This is a genomic window from Slackia equolifaciens (assembly GCF_003725995.1).
GTDB lineage: Bacteria > Actinomycetota > Coriobacteriia > Coriobacteriales > Eggerthellaceae > Slackia > Slackia equolifaciens.
Genome location: NZ_QIBX01000012.1, coordinates 11,602 through 29,485, shown reverse-complemented (window position 1 = coordinate 29,485; position 17,884 = coordinate 11,602). Strand labels below are relative to the sequence as shown.

The following is a 17,884-nucleotide window of genomic DNA, read 5'->3' as shown; positions in this document are numbered from 1 at the left end:
TGACCTGCGTCTTCGTGGTCGGTACTATGTCGACTACCATTTGATGCTGTTGCGAAGGTTCTTCCGATTGAATACCGATGCGGGATCGTATCTCTGCAAAGCGAGGCCCTGGGCAGCTGCCTGGGGCCTCGCTTTGCATGCGTATGCGGCTTTTGGTTCTGTCATATCTTTTTGTTCGGAGCTTTGGTAGTCACTTTTCTATGGATGACACTTACGAAGCGAAGCGTATCTGACCGTAGGGCGAAGCCTATTGAACCGCAGGGGAGTGCAAAGCCTATTGGGCTGCAGGGAGGCAAAGCAAAAGCCCATCTAACTGCGAGACGAAGCCTATTACGCCGTGAGGCAAAGCATGGGATTGGTGTTCTTTTCAAGTGAGTCGACTGCAAAAACAGCAACTCTGTATGCTTTTCTTAATAGCAGTCATCAAAGCACGTCCGGTTGACCTCGTGGACTTGAGCCGTGGACCTATATCCATGCAGGGGCAGCAGCCCTCCTTGGCCATGGCACAAACGAGTTGATCTTTACTGTGATAGGCAGGTCGGCGATCTCCTGGCAGACGATTTGTCGTAAAAGTACATGCTGTGGTTTGCATACAGGCATGGGAGACGGCAACCTTCTAATTGGTCAATATTTACTCGAATGGGCGATGCGTGGGTGCATTATTGATAGCTTGGTCAAATTGTACGTAAATGGGCGAAAATAGGGTTCGCCAGAGCCGATTCATGGCACGAAAGCGGAGGAAAATGCAGCTATAGAACAATTTATGCGTTTCGAGGTGCCCTATGAGAGGGTCTTCGCATTCAGGAGGGGCTTTTCGAATGTCGGTATCGCCCATTTGGGTAAAAAATGACCACGAGTCGTGAATCGAACAACGTCAGCGCCCATTAGGGTGTTTTTTGACCAAGGTGGATTACTGCGGCGAGTTCTTTAGCCGGCCTTGGCATATGGTTGCTGCGAGGTTCGGGGATCACTCCGAATATAAGAACGTTCCCGCTTTTGAGATGGAGTCTAGTTGTAAAGCTAGGTCTGGTTTTAGGGCCGAAGTTCGGCTACGGAGATGGAGGAATGTGTCCGACTGAACTATTGACCAGCAGACTTAGTTCGGTTGGGATGCATCGTGGGCAATAGAGCGTTCTGCGCTGCGGGGTTGAACGAGGAGGTAAGTACACGTAAAAAGTAAGGTGTCGGGCAGAAGGGGAGACGCCAACTCCTCAGTGCGCTTGTTGCTATATCTTGGGGGAGTCTGGCAAGTGGAGACGGGTGTCGGAGAGAAGGGGCTGATGAAAGAAAAAGAATGAGCGACAGAGGGCAAGGGCAAGGGCAAGGGCAAGGGAGGGGAGGCAGAGGCAAAACGAGGAGAGGAGAGGATAAAACGAGAGGGAAGAGGATTACCTCTTCCCTCTGCGCCCATAATACTTATCCTGCGTTTTGGAAAAGACTGGCCTTATGCGATGAAGGCTCTACTGCGTCTCTTGTACGGCAACGGTACCGACGTTGCCGCGAATCGCGTAAAGCAATCCTACTCGGAGAACAAAGCCTCGGCAATTTCCTCGGTGGGCATCTCGGCGTCGTACCAGATCTTCTCGCCGGCGGCCGCCTGCTCGAGCATCATGCCAATGCCGGGCACGGTGACGCAGCCCAGGGCCTTGGCGTCGCGAATCAGACGCGTTTCGCGCGGGAAGTAGATGACGTCGGCCACCGCAAGGTCGGGGCGCAGGTAGTCAACGGGAATCAGGGAATCCTCGCAACCTTCGCCCATGCCAACGTTGGTGGCGTTGACCAGGATGTCGGACTCCTCGATGCATTTCTTGAGCAGATCCATGTCGGCAAGGTCGTGCAGCTGGACGTCGCATTCGGTCTTGGCATTGACGGCGGGCACGAGGCCTTCTGCTACGCGTTCATAGGTGCCGTCGAAATTGGCACGCGCGAATGCATGGATCGTCTTCACGCCGTCAAGCGCAGCCTGGGTGAGCACGGCCGAGCCCGCTCCGCCAATGCCCACGAGCGTCATCGTGGCGCCTTTGTCGGTAACGCCGTGCTTGCGGAGATTGGTCATGAAGCCTACGCCGTCGGTGTTGTAGCCTTTGAGCTTGCCGTCCTTCTTCTCGATGACGTTTACGGCGCCCATGAGCTCGGCGGCCGGATCGAGCTCGTCAAGATAGGGAATGACGGCGCGCTTGCAGGGCATGGTGACATTGGACCCGTCCCAACCCTCTAGAGCGCGCATGGCGGCAAGGGCGGTTTCCACGCCATCTTCCTTGACGTCGAACACGAGGTATGCCGAGTCGATGCCAAGCTTTTCGAACGAGAGGTTGTGGGTGGCAGGGGAGCCTGAATGGGCAACCGGGCTGCCGATCAGCGAAATGAGATGAGTGTGGCCGGAGATGCGTTCTTTTTCACCCATGGTTTAAACCTCCTGATACACGGGTCGGACGGCCTTGTGGCTCTTTTCGTCCTTCCGCAATAGTACTCGGTTTGCGTTCATATTTCGCCCCATAAATTGGGCTATTTGGGACGAAGAAACGTGCATGTTGACATGCGATTTTCGACTGAATGGCTAGCGGGAGTGAATGGAGTGGATCCCCTCCATGAGCGAGTGCGCGAGGGAGATGTCCACTTGTCCCGGCGCCGAGGCCTCTTCGACTGCGCAAAACGTCATCGCCGAGCCGAATACCTCGCCCGTAAGGCGCGAAAGCGCCCCGTAGCGCCCCATGGCCATGGTGATGAGCGGGCCGTCGGCATAAACGCGGCCCATCTCTTCGGTGGCCTGCAGGAGACGCAGCGTATCGGATGCGTCGTGCGCCATCACAGCAATCTTGGGGATGTCGGCTCCTAAATCCTGGAAACGCCGCATCTCGGAGACCATCCAATCCACGCTCGGCGTCTTTTCGAAATCGTGGTGCGAGATGATCGCGGCCACGCCGCATTCGTGAGCGGCAGCCATAAGCGCGCGCACCTGGTCGTCGCCGATCCATGACTCGACGTCTACGATATCGAATGCACCTGTGCGAATCATGGCCTCGGTAAGCTCTGCGTATTCGGGAACGGGAAGCTCCATCTGTCCGCCTTGAGGCGTGGAGCGGAAGGTGAATAGGAGCAGAGCATCACCGAAGGCGCTGCGCAACGATGCGGCGTCGAGCGCCATGGACCGCACGTCGTGGACGTTCTCGCAGAAATCGGCGCGCCATTCAAGGCAATCGGCGCCCGCTTCAAGGGCGGCAAGGCCCTGGGCGATTGCTTCCGCCGCGTTTTTACCCATGAGCGATACGATGATTTTTGGCGAGCCCTCTCCGATGGATACGTTTCTGATTGATAGTGGCTGCATGGAGCTCCTTCTTTCGAATCCGTGCGTAGGCCGACAAAAGAAAAGGCGGCACGCCAGGGGCATGCCGCCTTAATTCAAGCTGCGCAACGCACAGCCGATTCAAGCAACGACTTAGAAGTTGTACTTGATGCGGCCGGCATGCTTCTCGCACTCGCGAGCGATGGTGATGCGCTGGACGCAGGGAGCGCCCTCTTCCAGCCACATAGCACGGCAGTCGCGGTACAGACGCTCGGTCGGGCCATAGGGGGAATCCTCGAAGTAGCCGTCGCCACCGAAGATCTCAAGCATCTCGTCGGAGACGAGCTTGACGGTGTTGATGGAGAAGAGCTTGCAGATAGCGGCCTTCTCGGTGACGTACTCGTTGTGGGGATCCAGGTCGAAGTCGCGAGCGAAGTCGTAGATGGCGCAACGGAGCACATGAATCATCATATCCATGTCGGCGATCTTGGCCTTGATCATCTGGCGCTTGGCGATCGGCTTACCGAAGGTCACGCGATCCTGAGCGCGCTTGATGGAGATCTCGAGCATGCGCTGAGCCATACCCAGGTTGGACATAGCGATGTGCACGCGGGAGACAGACAGGGAGTGGATGGCGATCTCCATGCCCTGGCCCTCTTCGCCGAGCAGGTACTCGGGGGACAGCACCAGGTTGGTGAACTTCAGGCCAGCATGGCCAGCACCCTTGCAGCCCATCATGTGGGGCATAGGAACAATCTCGAAGCCAGGAGCATCGTTGGGCACGAAGAAGGCGGACAGACGCTCGTTGCCGGACTTCTCGGGATCGGTCACAGCGATGACGTAGGTGAAGTCAGAGCAGTCGGTGTGGGAGATCAGCCACTTCTCGCCGTTGAGGACGTAGTTGCCGTTCTCGTCCTTCAGAGCGGTGGTGTGCAGGTCAGCACCGGTGCCGCCGTTCTGCTCGGTGATGGCGAAGTTGCAGTAGATGGTCTTGTCCTGGAACTTGTCCATGTACTTGGCCTTGAGCTCCGGCTTGCCGTAGTCGTCAAGGATACGCCAGTTCATGTCAGCGGCATGGTGCAGGTGCATACGCATTCCGCCAGGGCCACGGGAGAACTCTTCCTGGACGCGCAGGATCTCGAGCTCGTTGAGGTCCCATCCACCGTACTCAGAGGGCAGGTAGAAACGATACAGGTCGTTCTTCTTGGCGAGCTCGTAGAACTCCTCGGGGAAGGTGTTCGTGACCTCGATCTCCTTCTGCATCTCGTCGAAGGGACCCTCCACCAGCTCGCGAATCTGCTTGAGGTACGCCTCAAACTGCTCGTCGGTGATCTTAGCGTTAGGATTCATTCAAACCTCCTTTGTCCAATGGATCCTTGCTTGAGCTTCCTTGCTCTTGCTGATTCACATTATCCGAGCTTTTTGTGGGAAATACAATTCAGTAACACTACAAGATTTCCTTATTAATCATAGATAAAACTAATCATTTGAATATTTGCCGGACATATTACGAAATATGTGTAAAAGAATGCCTCTAATCGAGTGTGTTGACACGATTGAGGCGGGGAAGGGCGATGCGCCTTCATTGCATTGTGCGTCATATGCATAGAAGAGGCGATCTTTTTGAAAAAATACGAGCAATCATGGAGGCGTACACACGATTTTACGTATAATAGGCAGAGCTTATTGATTGTATGCTTTCATAAACTTCGCTTATGGAAGCGACCCCAATCGAGAAGCGCGTATTGGCCCTTGCATATAAGAACAGGGTGATTCCCGGCATGAACCTGTCTCAGCTGTACTACTTCCGCAAACTCGCAGAGCTCCAGCACTACACCAAGGCCGCAAAAGAGCTCTATATCAGTCAGCCTGCGCTTTCCGACGCCATCAAGTCGCTCGAGCGCGAGCTGGGCGTGCCGTTGTTCAAGCGCGAGGGGCGCAATGTGCGCCTTACGCGTTACGGTCGCGAGTTCGCCGATTATGTAGGTCGCGCGCTGCGTGAGCTCGATCGCGGCGTGGAGGTCATGCATGAATACACCGGTAAGCTTTCAGGTACGCTCAAGGTGGGCGCTCTTTACACGGTGACGGGCGATTATCTGCCCTCGCTCATCGAGGCGTTCCATGAGAAGTATAGCGCCGAGGTTCATTTCGAAATCATGCAGGGCTTCTCGAACCCATTGATTCAGGGCCTCAAGGACGACCGCTACGACATCGTGTTCGCCGCGAAGGGATTCGAGGAAGAGCCGGCGCTGTGCTTTGAGCCCGTGTCGGTGCAAGAGGTGGTTATCGCCGTCAACGAAGAGCATCCGCTGGCGTCAAAGGATAAGATTCAGCTCGAGGATCTGGTGGGGCATAACGTAATCACCTACCGTCGCGGCACGCCTGTGGGCGACGAGATGGCCGAGCTTTTGGCCGAGCATCATATTCCTGCGAACTACGAGTTCGACGACGAGATCACCGTGGGCGGCATGCTCTCCGCCATCAAGGATGACACATGCGCGCTCGTGCTCAACACCATCGGCCTCAAGCCGTTCACCAAGGTCTCGGTCGTTCCCATCGATGAGAACGAGGTGCCTTACGATTTCCACCAGGTGTACATGGTGTATAAGAAGGCCGAGTTCAAGAACCTTGCCCTCGAGAGCTTCATCGAGTTCGTGATGGGGCTGGATTCCGGCGCGGCGTTCCCACACGGGCGCGAGGAGTAGCTTCGTGCTGCCGAAAGGGCACGGCGCCCTCCTCCTTGTCTGCGTGGTTTCACGGGGGAGAGGCTGCGTTCGCCTTTGACGGCGCAGGCCTCATGGGCTCAAGGCGTGGCTTTTACGCGAGCATCGTCGGCATTTGCATTTGAAACAAAAGAAGGCAACCGGATGGCTGCCTTCTTTTTTGCATCTGATTAAAGCGTTTCTCGCGTTGGGTTTGCGGCGTTTCGGCCTACTCGTCGAACTTGCCGAACGTGATCATGCTCACGCGATCGATGGGCATCTTTACGATGCCCACGCCGCTGATGCAAGCGTAGGCATAGAAGCCGCTTTTGCATCTGAAGGCGCATTCCTCGCAGGGCATCTTGTCGCAGTAGGCGAATGCGTCCTCGTCGGCGAACGCAAAGATGAGCGGCGAGCGCTTTTTCTCGGTCACGTACTTGACCTGCATTCCCGTGAAGGTCTTGATGCACACCCATTTGAGCGCATAGGCCTCCGGGTTCTCGATAGACCACGAAAACACGATGCAGTTGTTGTTGAGCCCGCCGTCGATGCGGTAGTTGAGCGTGACGCCTTCCGGCAGATCGGCCAGCGAGACGAAGGGAGCATGATCGGCGGTCACTTCGTTAGCATGGGCGAAAGCATAGGGGAGTTCGTGGACAAGGGAGCGACCCGAGCCAGATGTGTGGGCCTCAACCGAACCGCCAAGAGCCATGAGCACGTCGCCTGTGTCTTCGACCTCGAAAAACGGGATATCCTCGGCGGTTACGCGGGGTTTCCATGTGGCATGGGTGCGGGTGATGCGGAATTCCTGGGCGGTCATGGCGGTCCTCTCTAGTTTCTGCGTATCGGCGGGGTGAGCGGTGGGGAAGTGTTACCCTTCCTCTTGCTCGGCCTTCATGCGACGCTCGAGCTCCTGCTGAAGAACGAATCGTCTGATTTTGCCTGTCTTGGTGTAGGGGATGGCGTCGATGTATTCGATGCGCTCGGGCCACAGGCGCTTGGGCACGCCTTTCGCTCGTAGGTAGTCTTGGACATCGGGCACCGTGGGTCGCGCGTCGCCCTTGGGAACGACGAACGTGCATATGCGCTCGCCTAGACGCTGGTCGGGCATGCCGATGGTGGCATGGTTCCCGATGCCGGGGCAGCCAGACACGTTCGCATCCACCTCGCTCACCGAGATGTTCTCGCCGCCGCGGATGAGAATCTCCTTCTTGCGGCCCGTGATGCGGATACGGCCCTCTTCGTCCATGACGCACAGGTCTCCGCTGTAGAACCAGCCCTCGTCATCGAGCGCTTTGGCGGTGTTCTCCGGGTCATTGAGGTACCCCACGAACTGATGGGGCCCGCGCGAGCATTCCTCGCCTTGCTCGCCTAAAGGAACAGGGTTGTGCTTCTCGTCTACGACGCGAACCTCGATGCCTTTGTAGGCGATTCCCGACCAATTGCCGTCCCAGTGAAGGCACTTGTCGAGCGGGACGTATATATGCGGGCAGCTTTCGGTGGAGCCGTACGATTCGCACAGAAGGAACCCGAGGGCATAGGCGCGGTCGACCATGATGCTGGGCACGGGGGCGCCGCCGCACAGGTAGAAACGCAGCGTCTCGGCACGCTTGCCCGTTTTTTCCATGTACGCCACGATGTCGTGCACGAAGGGCGTAGCGCCGTGCGACCAGGTGCAACCTTCGCGATTGATGAGGTCGATGGCGTCTTCGGCGCTGAATTTGAGCTCGAGCACGGTGGAGGCGCCCACGAGCATGGTGGCGATAAGGCCGTGGAAGAAACCCGTGGCATGGTTCAAAGGCGAGGGCATCCAGCACACGTCGTCAGGCGTCATGTCGAGCACCGACACATAGGCGCGTTCGGAGAACAGGATATTGTTGTGCGTGAGCAGGACGGCCTTGGGGCGGCCGGTGGTGCCGGAGGTTGAGAGGATGCATGCCACCTCGTCCGAGGATGAAGGCGACGGCTCATCGAGGGGCGCGCAGCGGGCGAGCACGTCGGTAAGCGCCGCGCAGGTGGAATCGTCGCGCGGGGCATCGTGCTGGTCGATTAGCAAAACCGTCATGTCGCGCGTGACGTCGCATCCGAGCTCGCGGAACTGCGCTTCGTAATCCACCGCTTTGTACTTGGTGGGGCAAATGTAGACGCGCGGTTTCACGAGACCGAACGCATAATTGAGGTCGTCCGCGTTGAAGTTGGTAGCGATGGGGTGCATGACGGCGCCTACTTTGAGGCACGCCACGTAGATGATGCAGAATTCGACCCACTTGGGCACTTGGAACGTCACCACGTCACCGTTTTGCACACCTGCTTCGGTCTTGAGCCAGGTTGCGAGGCGCGAAGCGAGGCGGTCGACTTGGCCATAGGTGAGGTTTCCGCCCAGATCGTCCTTGACGTAGGTGCGGTTCGCGAAGCGGGCCGATTGCTCGTCCCAGACGTCGCACAGGGTTTTTGTTCCCCAGTATCCGAGCCGATAGTAGCGTTTCTTTGCTTCGGCATTGATTTTCAGATCGGTAATCATGCTTGTCCTATCGGATATGCGATAAAAGAAGGGGCGGGGTAGGCCCGCCCCTTCGCAGGAGAAACGTAAATGCTTACGCTTTGCCCTGGAGAACGGCGAGGTCGGTGGAACCCTTGACGGCACCCTCTGCCTCGGCGGCCTTGATCTCGTCGTCGGTGTAGCCGAGATCCTTCATGACGGCCTCGGTGTCGCAGCCCATCTTGCCGGTGGGAGTGAGCGGAGCGGTTTCGCTGAGCTCGAACTGGCAAGGAACGGTCGGGCACCAACGCGGGCCGGCGGGATAAGGAACTTCCTTGATGTACTCGTTGATGATGGCGTTCTGATCCTCATAGACGTCGGTCGGCGTCTGGGCGGGCTCGCAGGGCATGTCGTTCTCATGGAACATGTCGAGCAGCTCCTGCAGGGTGAACTGGGCAAAGCCCTCGTCCAGAATCTTGACGACCTCAGGCGCAATGCCCTTCTCGTTCACGATGTCGCACACGGAGTAATCCGGGTGTTCCGCCAGATCCTCGCGACCGATGAGCTTCATGACGCGCGGCCAATCGCGGTCGTACTCGGGCAGGCACAGAACGACCCACTTGTCGTCCTTGGAGCGGAACACGTTGTTGAGCGGGTTGTTGACCTCGAGTCGGCTCTTGGGGTAGGGGTTGCCGTACTGGGCGGAGATCATGCCCACGGACAGCGCATAGATGGCGGCGTGCTGCAGAGCGCAGGTCACGTAGTCGCCCTGGCCGGTCTTCTCGCGGCCGATGAGGGCGGCCAGGATGCCGGCGGTCAGGAACATGGAGGCCTGGAAATCGCCATAGCCGTTGGTGGGGATCATGGGGGCGTCGCCCTTGTTGACGGTGGTGCCGAACACGCCGCCGCGACCCATGTAGCAGGTCACGTCAAAGCCGGCAGCGTCCTTCTCGGGGCCCTTCTTGCCATAGCCCAGACCATGGCCCATGATCAGGCGGGGGTACTTCGCATGCAGGCTCTCCCAATCCAGACCCATCTTTGCGAGGGACTTGGTGCGGGTGTTGGTGATGAACACGTCGGCCTCGGCGAGCAGCTTGTGCATGACCTCGAGACCCTTTTCGGACTTGAGGTTCAGGCTGATGCAGCGCTTGTGCATGTTGGCGACGTCGAATGCCAGGTTCTCCTCGTCGGAGGAGGGCATGCCGTAGACGACGGCCTGGTTGACGCGGGTAGGATCGCCCTTGGCGGCCTCGACCTTGATGACGTCAGCGCCCCATTCGCCGAGCACGCGGCCCGTGGTGGGAGTGGCGAGGAAGGTCGTAAGGTCGACCACCTTTATTCCTTTGAGCGGTTCCATGTTGTTTGGCCTCCTTTGCTTCCAGCTCGTTGCTGGCTGGTATCTCAAGATGGGGAAGCGTGGGCGAAACCGACGGATGGGAAGCGCCGCATAGCATGACGCCAGGCGGGCCGCCGATATCCGGCGCGTTTCTTACATGATGCTGCCGCATCTCGAAAACCACCCTATGTAAGTATTATGGAGTGCATAAGGAGGTGCGTCTAATCGGTACTCAGGGCGTTTTCTTATGGGTTTCATAGAAGAGTTCTATAGGTCAAAACCGCAGGTGAAAGGCCAAAAAATAAAGGAAAGGCAGCCGGGCTTGCCGACTGCCTTTCGCTTGTTTGAGGCGGGGTTATTTTAGGCGGGTGTTTGCTTGAAGCTAGTCCTTCATCGGCTTCATAGCGCTCTCGCCGAACTGCTTCTTGTACTGTGCGATGACGTATACAGACATCAGGATGGCGAGCACGGAGGCGACGAGCAGCAGGATCATCATGATCCACACAGCTGTGGCCTCGCCGGTGGCGCTGGTCATGGAGCCAACGATGAAGGGCAGGAAGACGGACGCGAAGCCCATGAACGTGTAGTACATACCAACGTTACGACCACGCGGGCCGGGGCACATCATCTGACGCAGCGTAACGCCGGTCTGGAGCATGCCGCCAGCAGCGCCGAAGCCGAGGACCGCGATGGCGACGTAGACGACGCCCGCGCCCAGGCCCAGGGGCAGCGCGAGGATAACGAGAGCCAGAGCAGCCGCGGACAGGATGGCGTCGATCAGGATGACCTTGATCGGGGTCCAGCGGAGCTTGCCCATCATCCATGCCCAGAAGAGCACGGCGATGATGGAACCGGCGGTGTAGATGGAGGTCATGCCAGCGGCGGCAACCGGGTCGAGGCCCAGGTTGTTGATGCCGAAGGACTTGGAGTACTGCTGCGCGCCGTACATGATGAACATAATCACGAAGCCGAAGAACAGCGTGACGAAGTTGGTCATCGCGGTAGGCTTCTGCAGCATGGCATCCTTGGCGGCCTGGATCTCGGCGTCGGCGGCGTTCTTGGCCGCAGCGCCGTCGCCGGCCTCGACAGCCTGCTTGCGCTCGTCGTCATAGACGAACGGGGTCAGGATGGCGAACACGGTGGCGATGATGGACATCACGATCGGGATCCAGATGTTGATGTGCCAGGAAGCGCCGGAGTTCATAGCGGCGAAGATAGGATAGATGATACCGGACACGGAGATGACGGCCTTGATGCCGATGGTCGTGGAGGCGGAGTAACGCGGGTTCGCCTCGGCGATCGCCGGGTACAGGGCGCCGTCCCAGAAGCCGGAGGTGGCAACGCCGGACAGGAAGCCCGCGACGCAGGCGACGGTGGCGTTGTCGGTCACCAGCATGATGACGAACGAGATGATGTACAGAACACCGCCGAGAACGGCAGGAATCTTACGGCCGATGCGGTCGGAGATCTCGCCGCCGATCCACACGGAGACGAACTTGCCTACGCCGGTCCAGGTGATGGCCAGGGACACGGCCGCGGCGCCAGCGGCGGCGTCGGTGAAGCCCCACTGGGTGTAGAAGTTAACTTGGTTCTGGCTGAAGATGATAGCCTGCACGCCGTGAGTCAGGTAGCACATGTACACGGTGGCAATAGCGAACAGGTATTTCTTCGCCCTTTCAGCTGCTGCGCTCATTGAGTCCTCCTTATCAAGACTACAGCCGAACTTTTGCCTAAACCCCTCGATGCTTCCCGTAGTCACCGATCCGAACCGCTCAACCTGCGTGACAGGCCGTTCGCATCGCAAAGAACGGGGAGCATCAAACCTAGTGCACATTATGCGCACTGAATGAACACAAAACCAATAGGAATTTCCGTTTTATTCCCAACAATTCATGGAAACTGGTAATTGAATTCGGACAGAACAGATAATTTGCGCCGAAAATCAAGAAGGCAAAATGCATGAATACCAACAATATATAAGATGTGTGGCATAAATTGGCGGATTTGAGGACGGATTCTATCGCTTCATGTTTCGGTTCGATAGGATGGGCCTATCAAACGCATCCGGCGTAGAAAGGCTCGAAAGCGAAACGCAGTGCAAAGCTTGCCTTTTGGGCGAAGGTGGATGCAAAGCTCACCCTTTGGGCGGATGTGGATCAAAGGGTGCGGGAGTGCGTTTTTCTGCGCCATGCCTGGCTGACGGGAGGCTTACATGACTCTTCTCATCGATATCCCCACCGAATCGGGCGGCGTAGTGTCTGCTCCTGTGTCCGAGGAAGATGCGGTCCAAATCAGGGCGTTTCGCGCATCGGATGAGCAGGCGGTTGCTCCCCGCAACGCGTCTTCGGTGATGCTGGTACGCGATGCGCCGCGCGCCGCATCGGGCAAAGAGGTGTTCATGATCCGCCGCGCGTCCACGATGGCCTTCGTTCCCGGAGCGGCGGTGTTTCCGGGAGGGAGCGCGCGCGAGGATGATTACGAGCGAGAGATCCCCTGGATCGGTCCGAGTCCTGAGGAGTGGGCGCAACGTCTGGGCATAGAGAGCGCATCCCTTGCGCGCTCGCTCGTGGTCACAGCCGCACGCGAGCTTTTCGAGGAGGCGAGCGTGCTGCTTGCGGGCGATGAGGGCTCGCTCGTGTCGTTTGATCCCACTGACGCGGGCTGGCAGGCAGACCGTGCGCGTCTTGAGGCCCACGAGGTGTCATTGCTGGATATTCTCAATGCTCGCGGGCTTGCCCTGCGCGCCGACCTGCTCGCGCCGATCTCGCGCTGGGTGACGCCCCTGTACTGCCCGCGTCGCTACGATACGTTCTTCTTCGCGGCGCTTTTGCCTGCGGGGCAGGACGCCCTCGCGCTTACCACCGAGGCCGCTGTTTCGGGCTGGGTGGAACCCGACGAGATCGTGAGGCGGGCCGATGCCGGCAAAGCGCGTCTTGTGCCTGCGACCGCCTACAACCTCAACGGTCTCGCGCGAGCCGTCGACGCTCGCTCCTTTGCTCAGGGGCGCGCGCATATCGACCGCCTTATGATGGAGCCGCGCGACGACGGTCGGGGCGGCTTCGTCAACGAATGCGTGCTGCCATAGGGCGGCATCGAGCCCTTTCGCGCTCCCGCCTCCTGTTCGATATGCGATTTTTCGCGACGTTCTTGTGGAATAGGCTGCGGATATGGTATAAATGCTTCCGCATCTTCGACGGGAGGTGCGCAACAACTTTTTCGCTTGTGAGAGAAAGTGGGCTCGTCCCGCTTTCTTTTTGTATGAGCGCATTATCATGCCGGCGAGCAGACCGGCAGGACGAGTTTCAGTCGGGCAGATGATAGGGGGGTCGAGGTGCTCACATCCAAAGAACAATCGATTCTCGCCGCGCTCGAGCCGCGTGCGAAAGCCGAGGGCATCGAGGTGGTGACGATAGAGGTCGTGGGCTCGCGCAAGGCGCCCACCATCCGCGTGTACCTCGACAAACCCGAAGGCATTGCCTTCGATGACATTACCGCAGCCCAGGTGTGGGTGAACGAGCTCATGGATGAGCTCGATCCGTTCCCCGGCGCCTACACGCTCGAGGTGAGCTCTCCCGGCATCGACCGCCCGCTGCGCACGCCCGAGCACTTCGCGCGCTTCGCAGGGGAGGACGTGTATCTGATGACCACCCAGCCCATTGACGGGCAGAGCCGCTTCAACGCGGTGCTCGCGGGCTTCGACGCTCAGGCGAATGCGGTTTTGCTCGATGCCGAGTCGGGCCGCATCGAGGTTCCGCTCGCCGAAGTGAAGAAGGCACATGTGAAGGGCAAGATCGAATTCAGGTAATCCACGCGCCGCACGGCGCATCGAACTAGTTGAAAGATTCAAGCAAAAGACGATACAAGGAGGACGATCATGGCATCCGAACTGATGGAGGCTTTACAGGCCCTGGCGCACGAGAAGAAGATTGACGAGTTCTACCTGCTCGAGCGCCTGGAGGCGTCCCTCGCCAAGAGCTACCAGAACATCCTCGATTTGGAATGGGATGCGCGCGTGACCATCGACCGCGCCACCGGCCGCATCTACGTGTACGAGATGGTGCCCGTGGAGGAGTCCTACGACGAGGAGACCGATGAGTACACCGAGTTCACCGAGCGCGACGTGACGCCGAGCGACGTGAGCCGTATCGCCGCGCAGAACGCCAAGGGCGTCATCGCCGCCATGGTGCGCGAGGCAGGTCGCCAGAGCATCTACGAGGAGTTCTCCGATCGCGTGGGCGACATCGTGACCGGCACCGTGCTCCAGGTGACCCCTGACTTCACCATCATCAAGATTCGCGACGGCGTTGAGGCCGAGCTTCCCCATTACGACCAGAAGCGCAACCCCAACGAGCGCAACGAGCGCCCCGCCGGCGAGCACTACCGCCACAACCAGCGCCTGAAGGTGCTTATCATCGAGGTGCGCGACCCCAATTCGCTCGAGCCTCGCGCTCGCGGCGAAGCGGCTCGTCCCGCCATCGTCGTGTCTCGTACGCACCCCGACCTGATCAGCCGCTTGTTCGAGCTCGAAGTGCCCGAGATCTACGATGGCATGGTGGAGATCAAAAACGTCGCGCGTGAGCCCGGCGCCCGCTCCAAGGTGGCTGTGGCCAGCCGCGAGCCCAAGCTCGATCCCGTGGGAGCATGCGTAGGCCCCAAGGGCAGCCGTGTGCGCATGGTGGTCGAGGAGCTGCGCAACGAGCGCGTCGACGTTATCCAGTGGGATGCCGATCCGGCAGTGTATGTGGCGCATGCTCTTTCTCCCGCGCGCGTCAACCGCGTCCTGGTGGACGAGGAGAACCACTACGCTACCGTCATCGTGCCCGACGATCAGCTTTCGCTGGCCATCGGCAAGGAGGGCCAGAACGCTCGCCTTGCTGCGCGCCTCACCGGCTGGCACATCGACATCAAATCCACGAGCTTTGGCATCGCGCCTGCTCCCGAGGAGAATATGCTTATCGACGAGGAGCCCGAGGAGGAAGGCGAGTTCTGCGCCTTCGTGTCCGAGGACGGCACGCCTTGCCGCAACCACGCGCGTCCCGGCAGCCGTTTCTGCGGCGTCCATGCCGATTGCGAGTAAGTAGGAAGAAGGAAAGACGAGGAGTACCGTATGGCCAGCATGAGAGTTCATGAGTTGGCGAAAGAGTTCGGCATGGACAGCAAAGAGCTGCTTTCTCGCATCCAGGGCATGAAGATTCCCGCGAAAAGCCACGCGAGCATGCTAACCGATGCGCATGTCGAACAGATTCGCAAGGCGATCGTGCCCGAATTGAGCGCGAAGGTCGCCGCTAAGATAGATCCCAAGGCCGCCGAGGTGGCCAAGGCAGAGGCCGAGAAGAAGGCCGAGGAGAAGGCCGAGGTCGAACGCGCTCGCCGCGAGGCCGTGGAGCGCGAGCGTGCCCAGCGTGACGCAGAGCGCGCCCGCCGCGGCAAGGGAGCCGGCGCCGCGGAGCACCGCGAGGCCCCGCAGGCGCACGAGAAGGCCAAAAAGCCCGCACCTGCGCCGGTGGCGTCTTCCGGTCTTTCGAGCCTCGCCAAGCAGATAGAGGAGCAGAAGGCCGCCGAGGCCGAGCGTCGCAAGAAGGCCGCCGCAGAGGCGCGTGCCGCCAAGCTTGCGGCCGAGGTCGCCAAGAAGAAGGCGGTCGCGGAGGCGCTCGCGAACCGCGGAGCTAAAAAGACCGGCAAGGTTGTCGCTCCCGAGCGTCAGCCCAAAAAGCCCGCGCCCAGCATGGCCCCCAAATCGTCATTCAGCTCGCTGCTTTCGCAGATCGAGGCGGAGAACGCTCGCATCAGCGCCGAGAAGGCGGCTGCAAAGCAGCAGCCTGCGCGTCCCGCAAAGAAGCATGGCAAGGCGCAGGGCCAGAAGGGTCGCGCCCCGCATCATTTCGAGCCCGATGTGCCCGAGCTCGCAAACGCTCAGGGCGAGGATCGCTACGCCCAGATGGCCGTGCAGGCGGAGAAGCTGCAGCGTGACAAGGTGCTGGCCGATGCCCGCGCCGCCGTGGCCGCCGCAACCTCCAACACCGAGGGCGAAGGCCGTCGCAAGAAGCGCAAGGAGAAGCGCGAGAAGCAGCAGCGCGAGCGCATGGCAATGGAGGCCATGGAGCGCGGCATCGATCCCGATCTGGTGCTCGATGACAGCGTGGTCGAAGTGCCCCAGGGTGCGACCGTGGGCGAGTTCGCCGAGCTTTTGGGCGTGAACTCCAGCGAGATCATCAAGAAGCTCTTCATGCTCGGCCAGGTGCTCACCGTCACCCAGACCATGACCGACGAGCTCATCGAGCTCATCGCTGACGACATGGGCCGCAAGGTGCGCGTTGTGTCGCCCGAGGAAGAGTACGCCGTGGTGTACAACGACACCGAGGCCGATCTCAAGCCGCGTCCGCCCGTGGTGACCGTCATGGGCCACGTCGACCACGGCAAGACGAGCCTGCTCGACGCCATCCGCCACACCGGCGTGGCTGCGGGCGAGGCCGGCGGCATCACCCAGCACATCGGCGCATCGGTGGTCAACATCAACGGCCGCCAGATCACCTTCATCGACACGCCCGGCCATGAGGCGTTTACCGCCATGCGCGCCCGCGGCGCCCAGGTGACCGACGTCATCGTGCTGGTGGTGGCTGCCGATGACGGCGTGATGCCCCAGACCATCGAGGCTATCAACCACGCCAAGGCGGCCAAGGTGCCGATCGTTGTGGCGGTGAACAAGATCGACAAGCCCGGCGCCCAGCCCGACCGCGTGCGCCAGGAGCTTGTGGAGTACGGCGTCATCCCCGAGGAATGGGGCGGCCAGAACATGTTCGTCAATGTGTCGGCCAAGCAGAAGCTCGGCATCGACGACCTGCTCGAGACCATCATCCTCCAGGCCGACGTGCTTGAGCTCAAGGCCAATCCCGACGCGCTGGCCTCCGGCTTCGTGATCGAGGCCAATCTGGACAAGGGCCGCGGCCCGGTTGCCACGGTGCTTGTTCAGCGCGGTACCCTCAAGCCCGGCGACGCCGTGGTTGCCGGCACAAGCCATGGCCGCGTGCGCGCGCTGGTCAACCCGCGCGGCGAGCACGCGAAAGAGGCCCGTCCCTCCGACCCGGTGGAGATCTTGGGCCTTTCGAGCGTTCCCACCGCTGGCGACGAGTTCCGCGTGTTCGAGGACGAGCGCGATGCCCGCAAGCTTGCCGAGGAGCGTGCGCTGCGTGCCCGTTTGGCTGCCCAGGAGGCCAAGAGCCACATGAGCCTGGACGACCTGTTCAACCGCATCGAGGGCGGCGCCACCGAGCTCAACCTGGTGGTCAAGGCCGACGTGCAGGGCTCTATCGAGGCGCTGCGCGATGCGTTCGAGAAGATGGACCAGTCTGAGGTCAAGATCAACATCATCCACTCTGCCGTGGGTGGCGTGACCGAGACCGACGTGACCCTTGCTGCCGCTTCCGACGCCATCATCATCGGCTTCAACGTGCGTCCTACCGCGGGCGCTCGCAAGGCTGCCGAGCACGAGAAGGTCGACATTCGCCTGTACCGCGTCATCTATCAGGCCATCGAGGACATCAATGCGGCTCGCGTGGGCATGCTCTCGCCCGAGATCGTGGAGCGCGACACAGGTTCTGCCGAGGTGCGCGACGTCTTCCGCGTGCCCAAGGTGGGCAACATCGCCGGTTGCTACATCACCGAGGGCGAGATCAGCCGCGACGACAAGGTGCGCGTGGTGCGCGATTCCACCGTCATCTTCGAAGGCAAGATCTCGTCGCTGCGCCGCTTCAAGGATGACGTCAAAACCGTCAAGCAGGGCTACGAGTGCGGCATCGGCGTGGACGGCTACCAGGATATCAAGGTGGGCGACGTCATCGAGGGCTACCGTATCGAGGAAGTCGAACGCACGGAGTAAAGTCTGGCGGCTTTTGCCGCCTATGCTTCACTCCTCGAGGCGCTGCGATGCTGCACGGCAGGCGGGCGCCCCGCCTCTTCGCGACGTCCTGCTCGACGAGCGAGCAGGACGCGCCCTCTCGGGCGCAAAGGCAGGTACTGAACATGTCACCGGCGTGTTCGTCACGTAGCGAAGCATGCTTCGCCCGCGCTGTTCCGCCAATCTGGGA

Annotated in this window: 12 protein-coding genes; 5 read left to right on the top strand and 7 right to left on the bottom strand. The window is 59.9% G+C overall.

Annotated features, from left to right (window positions below; translation table 11 throughout):
- Positions 1–1,519: 1,519 nt before the first annotated feature.
- The 3 genes from DMP06_RS07285 to DMP06_RS07275 form a co-directional block, all read right to left on the bottom strand.
- Positions 1,520–2,404 (bottom strand): shikimate dehydrogenase, encoded by an 885-nt coding sequence (locus DMP06_RS07285; RefSeq protein WP_123209083.1) that lies wholly within the window; start codon positions 2,402–2,404, stop codon positions 1,520–1,522.
- A 153-nt stretch (positions 2,405–2,557) separates the two neighbouring features.
- Complete coding sequence (aroD, locus tag DMP06_RS07280; protein WP_161957859.1) at positions 2,558–3,325, bottom strand: type I 3-dehydroquinate dehydratase; 768 nt, start codon at positions 3,323–3,325, stop codon at positions 2,558–2,560.
- Positions 3,326–3,436: 111 nt separating this feature from the next.
- Positions 3,437–4,633 carry an acyl-CoA dehydrogenase family protein gene (locus DMP06_RS07275; RefSeq protein ID WP_123209081.1) on the bottom strand — a complete coding sequence of 399 codons (1,197 nt, stop codon included), beginning with the start codon at positions 4,631–4,633 and terminating at the stop codon, positions 3,437–3,439.
- A gap of 395 nt (positions 4,634–5,028) precedes the next feature.
- Between DMP06_RS07275 and DMP06_RS07270 the strand changes: the two genes are divergently transcribed.
- Positions 5,029–5,988 carry a LysR family transcriptional regulator gene (locus DMP06_RS07270; RefSeq protein WP_245962424.1) on the top strand — a complete coding sequence of 320 codons (960 nt, stop codon included), beginning with the start codon at positions 5,029–5,031 and terminating at the stop codon, positions 5,986–5,988.
- Positions 5,989–6,214: 226 nt separating this feature from the next.
- On the opposite strand, the gene DMP06_RS07265 is transcribed toward DMP06_RS07270, so the two are convergent.
- The 4 genes from DMP06_RS07265 to DMP06_RS07250 form a co-directional block, all read right to left on the bottom strand.
- Complete coding sequence (locus tag DMP06_RS07265; protein WP_123209080.1) at positions 6,215–6,805, bottom strand: hypothetical protein; 591 nt, start codon at positions 6,803–6,805, stop codon at positions 6,215–6,217.
- Between the two features lie 51 nt (positions 6,806–6,856).
- Positions 6,857–8,506 (bottom strand): medium-chain fatty-acid--CoA ligase, encoded by a 1,650-nt coding sequence (gene fadK, locus DMP06_RS07260; RefSeq protein ID WP_123209079.1) that lies wholly within the window; start codon positions 8,504–8,506, stop codon positions 6,857–6,859.
- 73 nt (positions 8,507–8,579) lie between these two features.
- Positions 8,580–9,821, bottom strand: a complete 1,242-nt coding sequence (locus DMP06_RS07255; protein ID WP_123209078.1) for a CaiB/BaiF CoA transferase family protein — start codon at positions 9,819–9,821, stop codon at positions 8,580–8,582.
- A 361-nt stretch (positions 9,822–10,182) separates the two neighbouring features.
- A complete protein-coding gene (locus DMP06_RS07250) occupies positions 10,183–11,493 on the bottom strand; it encodes an MFS transporter (RefSeq protein WP_123209077.1) in 1,311 nt (436 codons plus the stop codon).
- 519 nt (positions 11,494–12,012) lie between these two features.
- Here DMP06_RS07250 and DMP06_RS07245 point away from each other — a divergent pair.
- The 4 genes from DMP06_RS07245 to infB all read left to right on the top strand — a co-directional run bounded on the left by DMP06_RS07245 (position 12,013) and on the right by infB (position 17,676).
- A complete protein-coding gene (locus tag DMP06_RS07245) occupies positions 12,013–12,885 on the top strand; it encodes an NUDIX hydrolase (protein ID WP_123209076.1) in 873 nt (290 codons plus the stop codon).
- 246 nt (positions 12,886–13,131) lie between these two features.
- Positions 13,132–13,605 (top strand): ribosome maturation factor RimP, encoded by a 474-nt coding sequence (locus DMP06_RS07240; RefSeq protein ID WP_123209075.1) that lies wholly within the window; start codon positions 13,132–13,134, stop codon positions 13,603–13,605.
- A gap of 69 nt (positions 13,606–13,674) precedes the next feature.
- Positions 13,675–14,877, top strand: coding sequence for a transcription termination factor NusA (nusA, locus tag DMP06_RS07235; protein ID WP_181443038.1), 1,203 nt, complete (start codon positions 13,675–13,677; stop codon positions 14,875–14,877).
- 30 nt (positions 14,878–14,907) lie between these two features.
- Entirely contained in the window at positions 14,908–17,676 is a 2,769-nt protein-coding gene (gene infB / locus DMP06_RS07230; RefSeq protein WP_123209074.1) for a translation initiation factor IF-2, read from the top strand.
- Positions 17,677–17,884 lie beyond the last annotated feature (208 nt).

What these genes read in the sequence shown, in the direction of transcription:
- DMP06_RS07285 (WP_123209083.1), bottom strand. Translation starts at nt 2,404, where the DNA reads ATGGGTGAAAAAGAACGCATCTCCGGCCACACTCATCTCATTTCGCTG.
- aroD (WP_161957859.1), bottom strand. Translation starts at nt 3,325, where the DNA reads ATGCAGCCACTATCAATCAGAAACGTATCCATCGGAGAGGGCTCGCCA.
- DMP06_RS07275 (WP_123209081.1), bottom strand. Translation starts at nt 4,633, where the DNA reads ATGAATCCTAACGCTAAGATCACCGACGAGCAGTTTGAGGCGTACCTC.
- DMP06_RS07265 (WP_123209080.1), bottom strand. Translation starts at nt 6,805, where the DNA reads ATGACCGCCCAGGAATTCCGCATCACCCGCACCCATGCCACATGGAAA.
- fadK (WP_123209079.1), bottom strand. Translation starts at nt 8,506, where the DNA reads ATGATTACCGATCTGAAAATCAATGCCGAAGCAAAGAAACGCTACTAT.
- DMP06_RS07255 (WP_123209078.1), bottom strand. Translation starts at nt 9,821, where the DNA reads ATGGAACCGCTCAAAGGAATAAAGGTGGTCGACCTTACGACCTTCCTC.
- DMP06_RS07250 (WP_123209077.1), bottom strand. Translation starts at nt 11,493, where the DNA reads ATGAGCGCAGCAGCTGAAAGGGCGAAGAAATACCTGTTCGCTATTGCC.
- DMP06_RS07245 (WP_123209076.1), top strand. Translation starts at nt 12,013, where the DNA reads ATGACTCTTCTCATCGATATCCCCACCGAATCGGGCGGCGTAGTGTCT.
- nusA (WP_181443038.1), top strand. Translation starts at nt 13,675, where the DNA reads ATGGCATCCGAACTGATGGAGGCTTTACAGGCCCTGGCGCACGAGAAG.
- infB (WP_123209074.1), top strand. Translation starts at nt 14,908, where the DNA reads ATGGCCAGCATGAGAGTTCATGAGTTGGCGAAAGAGTTCGGCATGGAC.